Here is a 16,249-nt window from a genome sequence, read left to right as displayed (position 1 = left end):
TCAGGCTCCTGCCTTCTGGCGCTGCCGCGCGCCCCAGTATTCCGCAAGGCCCAGCACGATCAGCAGGATCGCCACGGTGACCAGGGTGAAGTAATTCGGCACCCCCATCCGCCGCGCGGCACTTTCCGAGCCGATCGACAGGATCGAGAACAGCGCCACGAAGCCGATCGCGGCAAAGCCGTTGAAGCGGGCGAGAAAGACCAGCGGCACCACCGACATCGCATAGGCCGGGTTCCAGTCCGCCCGCACGTTGCCATATTGCCCAAGGATCGCGACCCCGCCCGAAAGCCCCGCGAAACCCGCCGAGATCGCGAAGACCGCGACGGTCAGCGCCGGCACCGCCAGCCCCGCATGCACCGCCGCCCCGGCATTCGCGCCGACGACGCGCAGCCGCAGCCCGAAGGCGGTGCGGGTCATCACGAAATGCACCGCCAGCACCGCGACGAGCCCGATCAGCAGCCCGCTCGAGATCGTGGTGGCGCCGAGCGTCGGCAGCCGGTCCTCGACGGCCAGGGTGCGGGTCTGCGGCACCGTCGTCGCCGGGTCGAGGAAGACCAGCTTGACCAGAACCGAGGCGAGCGACAGGCCGAGGAAGTTCATCATCAGCGTGGTGATGATCTCGTTCAGCCCCTGATAGGCGCGCAGGAAGGCCGGCACGAGGCCCCAGAGCGCCCCGAACCCCGCCGAGACCGCCATCCCCGCCAGCAGCGCCACCCAGACCGGCACATGCGGCACCATCAGGGGCGTCCAGGCCGCGGCAAAGACCGCCCCCATCAGGAATTGCGCGTCGCCGCCAAGGTTCCAGATCCCGGCGCGGAAGGCGACGATCAGGCTTGCCGCCAGCAGCAGGAGCGGCCCCATCCGGGTCAGCGTCGCCTGCACGCCGGTGGGCGAGAACAGGCCGCGCCCGAAGACATAGCCGTAATAGGAAAACGGGTTCACCTGCATCAGCAGCAGGATCAGCCCCGACAGCACGAAAGCCGCCAGCACCGGGCCGAGGCTCATCGCCAGCACCCCCCAGATCTCGCGGCGCAGGACCGAAGGCGCCGCACGGCTGTCGCCGATGTCACTTGTGGTCTCGCTCATTCCCGGCTCACCCCGCTCATCAATTCGCCGATCCGGCGCCGTGCCGCATCGTCATTCGGCACGATGCCGGCAATCCGGCCCTGGTCCATCACCGCGATGCAGTGGCTCAGTTCAAGGATCTCGTCGAGCTCCGTCGAGATCAGCAGCACCGCGGCGCCGCGTGCGGCTGTCTCGCGGATCCGGGCGCGGGTGGCGGCGATATTCGCCAGATCGAGCCCGTAGGTCGGCTTGTTGAAGATCACCGCGCGGGTCGTGCCGGTCAGCTCGCGCGCCAGCAGCACCTTCTGGATGTTGCCACCAGACAGCTTGCCCACCGGCGTCTCGACCGAGGGGGTGCGGATGTCGAAGGCGCGCCGCTTCTCCTCGGCATTGGCGCGGATCGCCGCCGGTCGCTCGAGGCCATGCTCCCAATAGGGCGGCGCGCCGATCTCCTTCAGCAGCAGGTTCAGCGCCACCGAAAAGCCGCCCACCGTGCCCTCGCCCAGCCGGTCGTCGGTGACATAGCGCAACCCGAGATCGCGCCGCGCCCCGATCGACAGCCGGTCGATATAGGCCCCGTCCAGCCGGATCCGCCCGTCCGAGACCGGCGCCTGCCCGGCGATCGCCTCGGCGAGCTGCTTCTGCCCGTTGCCGTCGATGCCGGCGATGCCCAGGATCTCGCCCGGATGCACCTTGAACTCGATGTTCGACAGCGGCACCGCGGCCGCCTCGGCATAGAGCGCGAGCAGCTCGAGCACCGGCGTGTGCAGCGCCTCGGCCGGCAGCGGCGCGGGCCGCGCGGCGGCGCCCGCCCCCATGTCGCTCGTGCCGAACATCAGCCGCACCACCTCGGCGGTCGCGGCCTCGGCCCCCATCGAGCGCAGCTGTTCCGGGGCGATGCCGCCCACCTTACGCCCAAGCCGCAACACCGACACCCGGTCGCCGTATTCCACCGCCTCGTTCAGCTTGTGGGTGATGAAGACCACCGCCACCCCCTCCGAGGCCAGCCGCCGCATCAGCGCGCCAAGCCGCGCCGCGTCATGCGGGGTCAGCATCGCCGTCGCCTCGTCAAGGATCAGGAAACGCGCGCCGCGCATCAGCGCCCGCACGATCTCGGCCTGTTGCCGCTCACCCAGAGACAGCGTGCTGGTCAGCGCCGCGGGATCGAGGCTGACGCCGATCCGCCCGGCCATCGCCGCCATCGCCGCCGCGGTGCCGGCACGGTCGGGCCGGCGCCACCACGGCCGGCCGAGCGTCGCGTTCTCCACCAGCGTCAGGCTCGGCACCAGCATCGAGTGCTGGAACACCGTGCTGATCCCGATCTCGAGCGCGACGGCGGGCGAGGCGATCGGCCGCTCGATTCCGTCGATCAGGATCCGGCCCGCGTCGGGCTGCTGCAGCCCCGAGAGCATCGAGACCAGCGTCGACTTGCCGGCGCCGTTCTCGCCCAGAAGGACGTGCACCTCGCCGGCGCGGATCTCCATGTCGATGCTGTCGTTCGCCACGATGCCGGGGTAACGCTTGGTCACGCCCTGCAGCGTGACGATCGGCGGCGGGCCGGCGACCGGCATCGCCGCGGCCGGGAAGGTCTGTCCGTCTGGCATTCTCATCTCCGAAAGACGGGCGGGCCGCGCGGGCCCGCCCCTGGGGCATCAGTTCCCGGTCACCAGCGCATGCACCGCCGCCGCGTCGAAATGCGGCGTCACGGTGATCTTGCCCGAGACGATCTCGTCCTTCACCGCCATCACCTGGGTCCAGACCTCCTCGGGGATCTGCGGCGTCTTCAGCAGCGCGACCGAACCGTCCTTCAGCGCGATGCCGTAGTTGTGGCTGCCGAAGCTGTCGTTCTTCACATCCGCGATCATCGCCGCATAGACCGGCTCCAGGTTCCACAGCACCGAGCTGAGCAGGAAGCCCTTGTCGATCGGGGACTTGTCGCCGATCACGTCGATGAACAGCACCTTGCCGCCATCCGCCGCGGGCGTGGTCTCGACCGCCTGCAGCATGCCGAAGGACGAGCCGTTGCCCTGGCCGAAGATGATGTCGGCGCCGGCCGCGATCAGCGATTCGGTGACGCGCTTGCCGCCCGCCGCATCGGAATAGGCCGCCGGCCCGATCACCGCATAGCGGATCACCGCATCGGGTTTCGTCGCCTTCACCCCCTCGGCGAAGGCCGCCGACTGCGAGTTCCACGACGGCGGCTCGCCCGAGGTGACGATGCCCACGGTGCCCGAGCGCGACATCTTCGCCGCCAGCACGCCGGCCAGATAGGCGCCCTCGTGGCCCGAGGCGGTATAATCCGCCACCGCATTCGCCTTCAGCGCGTCGGGGCTGTCGACGATCGCCACCTTCACCCCGGTCTCGGCGCCGATCTCGGGGGCGGCAGTGTTGTAGCCGCTGGCATGGGCGATGATCAGCCCGGGCTTGTCCTCGGCCAGCTCGCGCAGCGTCGGGCGGACGTCGCCATAGCCGAGGTTCTCGGCCACGATCGCCTCGATCCCGGCGGCGGCGGCGGCGGCCTTGGCGCCGTCGATCCCCTGCTGGTTCCAGCCGTAATCGGTGCCGGCCTCGGGCGTCAGGATCGCGATCGAGGAGATCTCTCCGGCCAGCGCGGGCAGCCCGAGCCCGGCGCAAAGAGCCGCGACCGAGACCAGACGGCCAAGGCGCGTGAGCGGTGTTTTCGTCATCTTGAACTCCCTGTGTTGACATTCGTCACATTTGGTTTTCCGTTTCCGGGCCGGTGCGAACCCCGCAACCGCCCCGTCTCCCAGCTCCGATGAGGTTCCGTCAGATGCCTGTCCCCATGCGTTCCTGCCGTGTCCTGCCGGCGCTTTTCCTGCTTGCCCTCGCCACGCCCCTGCCCGCCGAAGAGGTGCCCCCGAACGAGATCCCGGGCGCCGCGCTTGGCGCGCTGGCGGCCGAGCACACGGCAAAGCCCGGGCACGGCACCGAGGGGCTGGTCGCGGTGCCGGTCGAGATCACCAACACCGGCGAGACCGCGCTCGCCTGCACCGCGGGGCTCGCGCACTGGTATTCGCAGGCGCTCGGCACGGTGGGCTTCGGCGCGACGCTGTCGCTGACCCTGTGGTCCGACCCGACAACCGGCGCGGTGACCCTGCTCAACCCGAAGGGCGAGCAGATGGCGGTGGAGCGGGTCTGGTGCGGGCCGGCGGGCAACGACTGGGCGGCCCGGTACGAGCTGCCGCTGCTGCGCCGGGCCGGGCAGGCCGAGACGGCGCAGCGGCTCGACTGCAGCGCCGGCGCGCAGACCACCGCCTGCACCCCGCGATAGGCGCCGCCCTCCCCTGAGATCGTCCTGAGCGTCGGCATCGTCCGGCTCCGCGCGGCCCCCGCCCGGCCGGCGCCGCATCGCTGCGGCACCGCGGCCTCGCGGGGGGATGAAAGGCTTTGCGGCCGGCACACAACCAACCGCGACAGGTTCGACCATATCGCCGAACCTTTGCCCGTCAACAGATCACAACCGTTTTAATGGTTGCGTTGCCGCTTCCGGGGGCGCCGAACGGAGAGTGCCGCGTTTTTGGGCGCAAACACTCGATATTCTTTGTGTTTCTTTGTATTTTTGCGCAAACAGTGAATCGCAGATGCCTGTTTTCTACCGAGTCGACACCCAGGTCGTCGCATCTCTCCGCCTTTTTTCTGCTCAACCATTCTTTTTGGTTGCATCGAATGGTTCATCGACCATAGCCTTCCGGTATGACGAGACTCGACCGGCTTCCGGCACGGACAGAAGGCTCGCAGCGGACTTCGGTCCACCGACAGGAAGGTTCAGGAGACCCCATGACTGTGCAACACAAGACGGCAGCGGCCGCCACGCCCGTGCATCGCCTCAAGACCGGCGCCGAGTTCAAGGCGACGCTCGATGACGGCCGGCAGATCTGGATCGGCGGGCGCAAGCTCGACAAGGTCACCGACGAACCGGCGCTGGCCGCCGGCGTCGAGCTGATCGCCTCGATGTTCGATGACCAGTTCAAACCCGAATTCGCCGAGGCCACGACCTATGTCGAACCGGCGAGCGGCGAGCTCGTCAGCCGCGCCTGGCAGGTGCCGCATTCGCCCGAGGAACTGGCCGCGCGGCGCAAGATGATCGAATACACCAGCCTGAAGACCGCGGGCACCTTCGGCCGGCCGCCGGATCTGTCGCCCGCTATCGTCGCCGGGCTGATGGCGCATCGCGAGGCCTTCAAGGACAAGAAATCGATGATCGAGGGCTGTGACCCCGATTTCGTCGAGAACATCGAAGCCTACATGGAATTTGGCCGGTCGCAGAACCTGACCGCCTCGGAAAGCCTGGCCGGACCGCAGACCGACCGCTCGAATCCGAAGGCGGCCGAGATGGCCTTCCTGCGGGTGACGAAGGCGACGCCCGAGGGCATCTTCGTTTCGGGCGCGAAGACCGTGGGCTCGATCGCGGCGCAGGCGAATGACATCTTCTTCACCAACCTCGGCGGCCTGACCACCACCCCGCCCGAGGCCTGCGTCTGGGGCGCGGTGCCGATCAACACCGACGGCATCAAGATGATCTCGCGCGAGATGGTGTCGCAGCCCGGGGCGAACCGCTTCGACCACCCTGTCGCCTCGCTCGGCGAAGAGGCCGACCAGTTCATCATCTTCGACAACGTCTTCGTGCCGAAGCAGAAGATCTTCAACCTCGGCGATCCGGCCGGGATGTCGTGGTACGGGCCGGTCTGCGTCTTCGCGCATTGGCATGTGCTGACCCGTCTTGCGGTCAAGGCCGAGCTCTTCGTCGGCGCCGGGCAGATGGTGCTCGACGTGCTCGGCACCGGCAAGATCCCGGCGGTGCAGCTGATGCTGGGCGAGCTGATCGAATATGCCCAGACCCTGCGCGCTTTCGTCGTCGCCGCCGAGGCGCTGGCGAAGCCGACCGCGGCCGGGGTGATGACGCCCGATGTCTCGATGCTGACCGCGGGCCGGCTCTACTCGATCGAGAACTATCCGAAGATCATCCACATCCTGCAGGAGCTGTGCGGCCAGGGCCTGGTGATGCGCTTCGGCAAGGACGCCTTCGAGAACCCCGAGGTCGGCCATTACCTGAACGACCTGCTGCCCGGCCACGGCGTGACCGCGATGCAGAAGGAACTGCTGATGAACTTCATCTGGGACATGACCTCGGGCGCGCTTGCCGGCCGCGTGGCGCTGTTCGAGAACGTCAACTCCTCGCCCGCGCCGCGGCTGCGCGCGCGCCTCTTCGAAGAGGTCAAGCGCGAGGCCTTTGTCGACCAGGTGAAGACCATCGCCGGCATGGACTGGTAACGCTCTCCGGGTCGCCGCGCCGCGGCGGCCCCCCTTCCAGACGAAAAGACCCCGAGATGACCGAAGATCCCCTCGTGGCGGCGCTCTATGCCGCCTACAACGCCCATGACGCGGCCGCCGCCGCCGCGCTTTACGCCCCCGACGGCCGCCATGACGAGATCGCCATGGGCCAAAGCCGCAGCGGGCACGCGGCGCTGGCCGAGGGGCTCGCCGGCTTCTTCCGGATGCTGCCCGATGTCGCCTGGCGGCCCGAGGCGCCGATCCGTTCGGCCGACTGGCGCGCCGTGCGCTATCGGATGACCGGCACCTTCACTCCCCGCCCGCGCCCCGAGACCCCCTGCCCCGCCCCGCGCACGGTGGTGATCGAGGGGATGCACCTGCTGCTGATCCGCGACGGCGCGATCCGGATTTCACAGGATTACTGGGACAAGGACGTCTTCCTTGCCCAGATCGGGTGACGCGATGCTGAGTGAATACCCCGACCTCGACGGCATGGCGCTCGCCGCGCTGATCCGGGCGCGCGAGGTCAGCGCGCGCGAGGTGCTCGACACCGCGCTTGCCCGCATCGCCGCGCTGGAACCCGCGCTGAACACCATCGTGCATGCGCATTTCGACCTGGCCGCCGCCGATCTCGCGGCGGGCCTGCCCGAGGGCCCCTTCACCGGCGTGCCCTTCCTCGTCAAGAACACCGGCATCGCCGTGCGCGGGATGGAGATGTCGACCGGCTCGCAGCTCTTTCGCGGCAATACCGACACCGCTGATTGCACCCTTGTCGCGCGCTACCGCGCCGCGGGGCTTTTGCTGCTGGGCAAGTCGAACACCCCCGAATTCGCGCTGAGCTTCGCCACCGAGCCGCGCGCCTTCGGCCCCACCCGCAACCCCTGGAACCCGGCGCACGGGCCGGGCGGCTCGTCGGGCGGCTCGGCCGCGGCGGTGGCGGCGGGGATCGTGCCCTGCGCCAACAGCTCGGACGGGGCGGGCTCGACCCGGCTGCCGGCGGCGCATTGCGGCCTCTTCGGCTTCAAACCCAGCCGGATGCGCAACCCTCTGGGTCCGGTCGCGGTCGAGGGCATCGCCGGCATGTCGACGCCGCATGCGATCACCCGCTCGGTGCGCGACAGCGCGGCGCTGCTCGACGTGACGGCGGGCGCCGACCTCGGCGACCCCTATGGTCAGCCGCCGCGCGAGGGCAGCTTCCTTGCCTCGGCGGGCACCGACCCGCGGCCGCTGCGGATCGGGCTGACGCTCGACTCGCCGCTGGGCACCGCGGTCGATCCGCAGATCCGTGCCCGGACCGAGGCAGCCGCGCGGCTGATGGAGGATCTCGGCCACCACGTCGAGCTGGTCGACAGCGCGGGCTATGACGCCCACGCGCTCAAGACCGCCTGGCAGGTGATCCCCGGGGTGAATGCCGCCGCCGCCGTGCTGGCCCGCGGCCGCGCCCTTGGCCTTGCCGACCCGGTGGCCGAGCTCGAACCCGTCAACGCCGAATGGGTGCGCCGCGGTCTCGCGCTGAGCGGCATGGACTATCTCGCCGCGGTCAACCGGCTGCACCAGACCGCCCGCGATCTGGGCCGCTTCTTCGCCCGCTTCGACCTGCTGCTGTCGCCCGCAACCGCCGAGCTTGCGCCGAAGATCGGCGAGATGGCGAGCACCACCCCCGGCCTCGACGCCTTCTATGACCGGTTCTGGGCGCACAGCCCCTTCACCTGCGCCTTCAACGCCTCGGGCTTCCCGGCGATGTCGGTGCCCTTCGGCCTGTCGCGCGAGGGGCTGCCGATCGGCGTGCAGTTCGGCGCGGCGCTTGGCGGCGAGAACCTGCTGTTCGCGCTTGCCGGCCAGATCGAGCGCGCCGCCCCCTGGGCCGGCCTGCGCCCCGACCTTTCGGAGTTCCTGAAATGACCGATATCCTCGCGCTCGACGCCACCGACCTGATCGCCGAGGTCTGCGCCGGCCGGCTCAGCCACCGCGCCGTGGCCGAGGCCTATCTCGAGCGCATCGCCACGCGCGAGCCCGAGGTCGAGGCCTGGGCCTTCCACGACCCGCAGCTGGTGCGCGACGCCGCCGACCGGCGCGATGCCGCGGGCACGGCGGGGCCCTTGGCCGCGCTGCCGGTCGGGGTCAAGGACGTGATCGACACCTGTGACATGCCGACGGGCTATGGCAGCGCCGCCTATGCCGGCTTCCGCCCCGCCTGGGATGCGCCCTGCGTGGTGCAGGCCAAGGCCGCGGGCGCGCTGATCCTCGGCAAGACGGTCTCGACCGAATTCGCCATGGCGAGCCCGGGCAAGACCCGCAACCCCTGGAACCCGGCGCATACGCCCGGCGGCTCGTCCTCGGGCTCCTGCGCCGCGGTGGCGGCGGGGATGGCGCTGATGGGCTTTGGCACGCAGACCGCGGGCTCGGTGATCCGCCCCGCCTCCTATTGCGGCGTGGTCGGCTACAAGCCGACCCTCGGCCTGCTGGAAGCGGCCGAGATCAAGGTGCTGGCGCACTCGCTCGACACGCTCGGCCTCGTCACCCGTTCGGTGCGCGATGCCGCGCTGATCGCCTCGGTGCTGGCCGGCCGGCCCGGGCTTGCGCTGCGCGAGCGGCCGCAGAGTGCGCCGCGCGTCGGGCTGTTCCGCACCCCGCCCTTCGACGCCGCCGAGCCCGGCACGCTCGCCGCGCTCGAGCACGCCCGCGCCCGGATCGAGGCGGCGGGCGGGCAGGTGACCGAGATCGCGGTGCCCGCCGATTTCGCCGCCACCCATGCGCTTCATGCCGCGGTGATGGGCTGGGAGGTGACGCGTGCGCTCGCCCATGAACGCGGGCCGCTGTGGGACGAACTGACTCCGGTCACCCGCGCCTTCCTGACCGAGAAGGCGCAGATCGACGCCCCCGCCTATGACGCCGCCCGCGCCGCGCTGCCGGCGCAGCGCGCGGCGCTGGCCGCGGCGATCGAGGGGGTGGACGTGCTGCTTGCCCCGGCCGCGCCCGGCCCCGCGCCCGCGGGCCTCGGCTCGACCGGCGCGCCGCTCTTCAACACCCCCTGGACGCTGCTGCAGATGCCCGCGCTCAGCCTGCCCGCGCTCCTGTCGGACGGCCTGCCGGTCGGCGTGCAGGTGATCGGCCGCAAGGGCGAGGACGCCCGCACCCTTGCCGCCGCCGCCTGGATCGAGGCCTGCCTCGACGCGCCGAAGGGGATCCGATGACCGCCCCCTTCCACCCCGGGGCGCGCCGCACCGTGCGCCGGCGCGGGGCACTGCAATGGCTGGCGCTGCTGGCGACGGCCGGAGTGCTTGCCGCGCTGCTCGCGCTGATCCGCTTTCCCGCCGCGCCGCTTCTGGGGGCGCTGGTCGCGGGCATCCTGTTCGGCGCCTCGGGCAGTCCGCTGCGGGTGCCGCGCCCGGCCTATCTGCTGGCGCAGGGCGCCGCGGGGGTGTTCATCGCCTCCTCGATGACCCCGGCGATCCTCGTCGACATGGCGCACGACTGGCCGCTGTTGCTGTTGATGACGGCGCTGACCCTGATGGCCGCCTTTGCCATCGGCTGGGGCATGAACCGGCTGACCGGCATTGACGAGGACGTCGCCGTCTATGGCAGCCTGCCGGGGATGTCGGGCGCGATGGTGGTGATTGCCACCGAGCGCGGCGCCGATGCCCGGATCGTCGCGCTGATGCAATATGTGCGGCTCGCCGCGGTGATCGTCTCGGTCGCGCTGCTGGCAAGCGTGCTGCCCTCGGTCGAGATCGCCGCCCGCGCCGCCCGCCCGGTCAGCCCGCTCTCGCCCTACGTCGCGATGGCGATCGCGGCGAGCGCCCTCGTCGCGGTGCGGCTGCGCGCCCTGCCCGCCGCCGGCATGCTGATCCCGATGATCGTCGCCGCGGTGATCGAGGCCGGCGGCTGGATGCACCTCGCCCTGCCGCAGCCGGTGATCCTTGCCACCTTCGGGGTGATCGGGCTCGAGGTCGGGCTCAAGTTCACCCGCGGCGTGCTCGGCCATGTGCTGCGCCTGCTGCCCGCGGTGCTTGGCGCCACGGCGCTGCTGATCCTCGTCAGCGCGGGCTTCGGACTGCTGTTGATGACCATCACCGGGCTTGACCTGAAGACCGCGCTGCTCGCCACCGCGCCCGGCTCGATCGAGACCGTCGCCCTTGTCGCCATCGCCACCAAGGCGAATGTCGCCGCCGTTCTGGCCTTCCAGACCGTGCGCATGTTCGCGGTGGTGCTGTTCGGCCCCGTCCTCGTCGAGCGCCTCGTGCAGCTTCCGATCTGGCGCCGGCATGCCCCCCGCCCCAACCGGAGAAGACCATGACCATGCCGATGCTCTATCCGCGCCCCGATGTCACCGAGGGGCTGAAAGCCGCGATGCGCCATGTGGCGAGCAGCGTGACGGTGATCACCGCCGGGCGCGGCACCGCGCGGCGCGGCATCACCGCCACCGCCTTCACCTCGGTCACGATGGAGCCGCCCACGGTGCTCGTCTGCATCAACCGCGGCGGCGCCGCGCATGAGGCGATCACCCGCGCGGGGCATTTCTGCGTCAACGTGCTGTGCGAGGACGCGACCGATGTCGCGGCCAGCTTCGCCGGCATGACCGGCAAGACCGGCGCCGACCAGTTCGAGGGCTTCGAATGGGTCGAGACCGCCTCGGGCGCGCCCGCCTATGCTTATGCGCAGGCGGCGATCTCGTGCACCGTGGCGGCCTGCCATGTCGCCGGCAGCCATTCCATCTTCATCGGGCAGGTCGAGGAGGTGGCGATCGATCCCGACCGCGCCCCGCTTCTGCATTTCAACCGCGGCTTCCACCGCCTCGGCGCCCGCCGCTAACCGACAGGAGAACACCATGATCAGCGACGCCGATTTCGTCATTGCCTGGAAGGACGTGCTGGAACAATGCCGGCTGCAGCCCGGGGAACAGGTGGCGATCCTGACCTCGGACGACAGCAACATGCAGATCGTGAATTGCGCGCGCATCGCCATCGGCCTGCTCGGCGGCGTGCTGACGATGATCAACCTGCCGCCGATCAACGGCGAAAAGGCGCTGTCGCGCGACAAGTCGGGCTATGTCGGCAAGACCCCCCTCGCCTTCAACACCGCGGCGCTCGCCGCGCTGAAGGCGGCCGATCTGGTGATCGACACGATGCAGATGCTGTTCTCGCCCGAGCAGGAGCAGATCCTGAAGACCGGCACCCGGATGCTGCTCGCCGTCGAGCCGCCCGAGACCATGCTGCGGATGATCCCGACGCCCGAGGCGAAGGCCAAGGTCAAGCGCGCCAGCGTGTTCATGGGCCAGGCGCGCGAGATGACCGTGACCTCGACGGCCGGCACCGATTTCCGCTGCCGCCTCGGCCAGTATCCGGTGCTCGAACAGTTCGGTCTCGCCGACGCGCCCGGCCGCTGGGACCACTGGCCGAGCTGCATGATCGCACGCTGGCCCGACGAGGGCTCGGCCGAGGGCCAGATCGTGATCGACGCGGGCGACATCCTGTTGCCGTTCAAGCGCTATGCCACCGACCGCACGGTGTTCACCGTCGAGAACGGCATCGTCACCCGGATCGAGGGTGGGGTGACGGCGGAATACATCCGCTGCTTCATGGAGACCTTCCGCGATCCCGACGCCTATTACATGGCCCATGTCGGCTGGGGGCTCGAGCACCGGGCCAGCTGGACGACGCTCGGCCTTTACGACCGCGAGGCGGCGCTCAGCATGGACAGCCGCTGTTACGAGGGCAATTTCCTGTTCTCGACCGGCCCGAACACCGAGGCCGGCGGCCACCGCGACACGCCCTGCCACCTCGACATCCCGTTGCGCGGCTGCTCGGTCTCGCTCGATGGCGTGGCGATGACGGTCGATGGCCGGGTGGTGCATGGCTGACCCCGCAGCCACATTCCCCGGAGATCGGAAAGGCGGCCCGTCAGGGCCGCCTTTGCCATTCGTGCCGGTGGCGGGGGAAACCCGGGGCTCAGCCCCGGATCACCGCCTCGGCCGCCGCGACGCCCGCGCCGATGTCGATCGCGCGCCCGGTCAGCTCGGCCATCGCGCCGCCAAGCGCGGTCAGCGCCACCACGGCATAGAGCGGATACGCCGTCGGCCCCATGTGCCCGATGCGCACCAGCCGGTTGAAGGTCTCGGCCCGGCCCGACGAGATCACCACGCCATAGCGGCGCTTCATCAAAGTGCGCAGCGCGGTCTCGTCGACGCCCGCGGGCAGCTTCACCGCGGTGCAGGTCGGCGAGGCGATCGCGGGCCGCGCCGCCCAAAGTTCGAGCCCCATCGCCATCACCCCCGCGCGCATCGCCGCCGCGGTGGTCGCATGCCGGGCCCAGACGGCTTCCGGCCCCTCGGCCAGATAACGGTCAAGCCCGGCATCCAGCGCATTGATCTCGGCCACCGAGGGGGTGAAGGGGAACGGGTTTTCCTTCCGCCACGCCTCTTTCCAGTCGAGGATCGACAGCATCGAGGCGCGCGGCGCCGCCGGGTTCGCCTCCATCTTCGCCCAGGCCCGGTCCGACACCGCCAGGATCGACAGCGCCGGCGGGCAGCCGAGGCACTTGTTCGGCCCGGTCACCAGCAGGTCGGCACCGACCGCATCGAGATCCATCTCGACCCCGGCCCAGGCCGAGACCGAGTCGACGACGTAAAGCGCGCCATGCGCGCGCACCACCCGACCGATTTCAGCGACCGGGTTGAGCGTGCCCGAGGGGGTATCGTGATGGCAGACCGCAACCACGTTCACCTCGGGATGGGTGCTCAGGAAAGCCGCCACCGCGGCCGGGTCGATGACCTCGTCATAGGGCACGCGGATCTCGTGGAAGATGCCCGCCCGCGGCTTCAGCCATTCGCCATAGCCCGCGCCATAGACCCCCGAGACGAGGTTCAGCACGACGTCCCCCGGTGCCACCAGAGAAGCCGCCGCCGCCTCGAGCCCAAGCACCGGCTCGCCCTGCAAGATCACCGGAACCGTCTCGATTCGCAGGGCTTTCTGCAGTTTCAGCACGGTCGCCTCGTAAAAGGCAAGGAAGGCCGGGTCGTAATCGTAGAGCACCGGCTTCGCGATGGCGGAAAGCACTTCGGGATAGCAGTTCACCGGCCCCGTGGTCAGCGTGAAAAGCGCCGGGGCGAGGGCGGCTGCGGAAACGTCGTTCATGGTCCCTGTCCTGTTCTGTGGTTCGTGCCGGGACGCACCCGGAAGGCCTGTCGGCCCCTGGGGAAACTCAACCACACTCCAACCAAGCTCGCAACCAATATGTCACCATTTTCCATTTTTTGGTTGCATCCGTTTGGTGTATCTCTCAGGATCATTGGCAAGACGTCTACCCCGTGGCCGCACTATTCCGGGCGACCATCGGCGGGGAGCGTCACGGAAAACCGGGGCCGCGCGACCTGCAATCCGCGGTGGGAGGCGAACAAGGCATGACGGATCGAGACGACACCACGGCGACGCAGACGCCCGACGACACCCTGGGCCCGGTGCTGACGCGGCTGCGCGAGATGATCGCCGAGATGCCGCAGCTGCCGCCCGAACGGACCCTGTCCGAGCAATTGAACGTCTCGCGCCATGCGCTGCGCAAGGCGCTGAAGGTGCTGCGCGACGCGGGCGAGATCGACCCGGCGCGCAGCGGACGGCGGGCGCTGGCCGACCGCGCGCCCTCGAGCACCCGGCTGGTGCAGTCGACCAACCCGCTCGAGGTGATGGAGATGCGCCTGATGATCGAGCCGGCGCTGGCCCGGCTTGCGGCGCTGCGCGCCTCGCCCGACGAGATCGCGCGGATCCTGCAGACCGCACACTCGCCCTCGGGTCTCAGCCCGAGCCAGGCCGACCAGGAGTTCCACCGCGCCGTCGCCGCCGGCTCGCGCAACAGCCTCGCCTCGGAACTGCACATCCTGCTGCACCGGGTGCAGAACGATGCCCGGCTGCGCTTCACCGACAGCGACGCCGACAGCCGCACCACCGAGGAACGGGTGCGGATGCGCGACGACGAACACCGCACCATCGCCGAGGCGATCGCGGCGCGCGACCCGGACCGGGCCGAGGAGGCGATGTATGAGCACCTCGAACGGACGCAACGCAAGCTGACCGGGCGGCTCGGGTCGCGCTCGACCGACGCGGCATGATCGGGACAAGATGACGGATATTCTCATTCTGGGAGCCGGGTCCGCCGGCTGCATCCTCGCGGCCCGGCTCAGCGCCGATCCCGCCTGCCGGGTGACGCTGGTCGAGGCGGGCACGCGCCCGACCGACCCCGACATCGCCCGGCCGGCGATGTGGCCCTTCCTGCAGGGCCGCCCCTATGACTGGGATTACACCACCGTGCCGCAGCCGGGCACCGCCGGGCGGGTGCATCACTGGGCCCGCGGCAAGGCGCTTGGCGGCTCGAGCAACCTGCACGCGATGTTCCACGTTCGCGGCCATGCCGAGGATTACGACGACTGGGTCGCGGCCTCGGGCTCGCAACGCTGGAGCTATGACGCGCTGCTGCCGCATTTCCGCGCGACGGAAAGCTGGTCTTGCGGCGGCGACGATCTGCATGGCGATGCCGGGCCGATGCCGATTCTGCTGCCCGAGGCCGAGACCCACCCGCTGGTGCGCGATTTCATCGCCGGCTGGGTCGCGATGGGGCAGCCGCGGCTGCGTGACCATTGCGGGCGCGCGCTGATCGGCACCGCGCCGAATGCGCTGATGATCCGCGACGGGCGCCGCGTCACCACCGCCGAGGCCTGGCTGACGCCCGCAGTTCTGGCGCGGCCGAATCTGACCGTGCTGACCGGGGCCGAGGTGCACCGGCTGCGCCTTGACGGCACCCGCGTCACCGGGGTCGAGCTGCGCGTGGAGGGCACCGAGCAGGTGCTGACAGCCGATCGGGTGATCCTGTCGCTCGGCGCGATCGGCACGCCCCTGCTGCTGATGCGCTCGGGCATCGGCGATCCGGCCATGCTGGCGGCGGCGGGCGTGCCCTGCCACCTCGCCCGGCCCGAACTGGGCCGCAACCTGCACGACCACATGCTGGGAGCGGGCGTCGTGTGCCGCTCGAAACGCCCGGTGGCGCCCTCGAAGCTGCAGGTCTCGGAAAGCCTGAGCTATCAGGCCGAGGACCCGGCGCGCACCACCGGCCGGCCCGAGATCGTGGTCGGCTGCGTCGTCGCGCCCAGCGTCGCCGAGGGGTTCGCGGCGCCGGCGCCGGGCACCGGCTTCACCCTGCTCTTCGGCGTCACCAACCCGACCAGCCGCGGCCGGCTGGCGATCACCGGCCCCGCGCCTTCCGATGCGCCGATGATCGACCCCGCCTATCTGACGACCGAGCATGACCGCCACCTGTTCCGCGTCGCACTGAAACGTGCCCGCGCCATCGCCGCGAGCCCTGCCCTCGCGAACTGGGTTGCCGAGGAGGTGCTGCCCGGCCCGGCGCTTCAGACGGATGCCGAGCTCGACGCCTTCATCGCCCGCGCCGCGATCACCCATCACCACCCGGTGGCGACCTGCGCCATGGGCCGCGACGAGGCCGCGATCACCGATGCCGATCTTGCCATGCGCGGGCTCGACAACCTGTGGATCGTCGATGCCTCGGTGATCCCCTCGATCACCGCCGGGCCGATCCACGCGGCGGTGATGGCAATCGCCGAAAGCTTTGCGAGTGGCTTTCGCGGCTGATCCCGCCGCCCGGAGGCGAAACGCATCTTTCCCCGGGCGACGATCCTCCCCGGGCAGGGAAAGGACTGTCGGCCCTCTCAGGTCTGTTCAGGCACGCGCCGCCCCAGCCGGTCGTTGGGGAAGGACTTCATATCCGGTTCGAAGCCATCATCACCGGATCTCGGGACGCCGGGGCCGCGACATCCGTCAGCACGCCCGAGATCAGGCGGAAAATCTCCCCGATCCCCGGCCAGTCCGGTGCGGCGAGCCCCCTTTGA

General features: G+C 70.1%; 14 protein-coding genes. 10 read left to right on the top strand and 4 right to left on the bottom strand.

Annotation, left to right across the window (positions count from 1 at the left end; translation table 11 throughout):
• Genes EOW66_RS16010 through EOW66_RS16000 form a run of 3 tightly spaced genes read right to left on the bottom strand, consistent with a single transcriptional unit; the run spans position 1 to position 3,752 of the window.
• Positions 1–1,086 (bottom strand): putative B6 ABC transporter permease subunit 2, encoded by a 1,086-nt coding sequence (locus EOW66_RS16010; protein ID WP_128157294.1) that lies wholly within the window; start codon positions 1,084–1,086, stop codon positions 1–3.
• Positions 1,083–2,669 (bottom strand): putative B6 ABC transporter ATP-binding protein, encoded by a 1,587-nt coding sequence (locus EOW66_RS16005; RefSeq protein ID WP_206363721.1) that lies wholly within the window; start codon positions 2,667–2,669, stop codon positions 1,083–1,085. Before EOW66_RS16005 ends, EOW66_RS16010 begins: the two co-directional genes overlap by 4 nt.
• A gap of 48 nt (positions 2,670–2,717) precedes the next feature.
• The gene (locus tag EOW66_RS16000; protein WP_128157293.1) at positions 2,718–3,752 is read right to left on the bottom strand and encodes a putative B6 ABC transporter substrate-binding protein; all 1,035 of its coding nucleotides are present in this window, start codon (positions 3,750–3,752) and stop codon (positions 2,718–2,720) included.
• Positions 3,753–3,868: 116 nt separating this feature from the next.
• Between EOW66_RS16000 and EOW66_RS15995 the strand changes: the two genes are divergently transcribed.
• From EOW66_RS15995 to EOW66_RS15960, 8 genes are all read left to right on the top strand, one after another.
• Positions 3,869–4,357: a hypothetical protein gene (locus EOW66_RS15995; RefSeq protein WP_128157292.1), complete on the top strand. Its 489-nt coding sequence runs from the start codon at positions 3,869–3,871 to the stop codon at positions 4,355–4,357.
• 506 nt (positions 4,358–4,863) lie between these two features.
• Positions 4,864–6,357, top strand: a complete 1,494-nt coding sequence (locus tag EOW66_RS15990) for a 4-hydroxyphenylacetate 3-hydroxylase N-terminal domain-containing protein (RefSeq protein WP_128157291.1) — start codon at positions 4,864–4,866, stop codon at positions 6,355–6,357.
• Positions 6,358–6,413: 56 nt separating this feature from the next.
• Entirely contained in the window at positions 6,414–6,815 is a 402-nt protein-coding gene (locus EOW66_RS15985; RefSeq protein WP_128157290.1) for a nuclear transport factor 2 family protein, read from the top strand.
• On the top strand, positions 6,799–8,259 hold the full coding sequence (locus tag EOW66_RS15980; RefSeq protein ID WP_206363720.1) for an amidase: 1,461 nt from the start codon (positions 6,799–6,801) through the stop codon (positions 8,257–8,259). Before EOW66_RS15985 ends, EOW66_RS15980 begins: the two co-directional genes overlap by 17 nt.
• A complete protein-coding gene (locus tag EOW66_RS15975; protein ID WP_128157289.1) occupies positions 8,256–9,551 on the top strand; it encodes an amidase in 1,296 nt (431 codons plus the stop codon). Before EOW66_RS15980 ends, EOW66_RS15975 begins: the two co-directional genes overlap by 4 nt.
• A complete protein-coding gene (locus EOW66_RS15970; protein WP_128157288.1) occupies positions 9,548–10,654 on the top strand; it encodes an AbrB family transcriptional regulator in 1,107 nt (368 codons plus the stop codon). The genes EOW66_RS15975 and EOW66_RS15970 overlap by 4 nt, the downstream gene beginning before the upstream one ends.
• Complete coding sequence (locus tag EOW66_RS15965) at positions 10,651–11,169, top strand: flavin reductase family protein (RefSeq protein WP_128157287.1); 519 nt, start codon at positions 10,651–10,653, stop codon at positions 11,167–11,169. The genes EOW66_RS15970 and EOW66_RS15965 overlap by 4 nt, the downstream gene beginning before the upstream one ends.
• A gap of 16 nt (positions 11,170–11,185) precedes the next feature.
• Positions 11,186–12,217, top strand: a complete 1,032-nt coding sequence (locus EOW66_RS15960) for a 2,5-dihydroxypyridine 5,6-dioxygenase (protein WP_128157286.1) — start codon at positions 11,186–11,188, stop codon at positions 12,215–12,217.
• 88 nt (positions 12,218–12,305) lie between these two features.
• Here EOW66_RS15960 and ppaT read toward each other — a convergent pair whose 3' ends face one another.
• Positions 12,306–13,490, bottom strand: a complete 1,185-nt coding sequence (ppaT, locus tag EOW66_RS15955) for a pyridoxamine--pyruvate transaminase (RefSeq protein ID WP_128157285.1) — start codon at positions 13,488–13,490, stop codon at positions 12,306–12,308.
• A gap of 266 nt (positions 13,491–13,756) precedes the next feature.
• Between ppaT and EOW66_RS15950 the strand changes: the two genes are divergently transcribed.
• Both EOW66_RS15950 and EOW66_RS15945 read left to right on the top strand, forming a co-directional pair.
• The gene (locus EOW66_RS15950) at positions 13,757–14,458 is read left to right on the top strand and encodes a FadR/GntR family transcriptional regulator (RefSeq protein ID WP_128157284.1); all 702 of its coding nucleotides are present in this window, start codon (positions 13,757–13,759) and stop codon (positions 14,456–14,458) included.
• 10 nt (positions 14,459–14,468) lie between these two features.
• Positions 14,469–15,992 (top strand): GMC family oxidoreductase, encoded by a 1,524-nt coding sequence (locus tag EOW66_RS15945; RefSeq protein WP_128157283.1) that lies wholly within the window; start codon positions 14,469–14,471, stop codon positions 15,990–15,992.
• Positions 15,993–16,249 lie beyond the last annotated feature (257 nt).

It is taken from the genome of Paenirhodobacter huangdaonensis (assembly GCF_004022465.1).
Taxonomy (GTDB): Bacteria; Pseudomonadota; Alphaproteobacteria; order Rhodobacterales; family Rhodobacteraceae; genus Rhodobacter; species Rhodobacter huangdaonensis.
The sequence above is the reverse complement of the archived record's forward strand: the minus strand, read 5'-3'. Positions and strand labels throughout refer to the sequence as shown.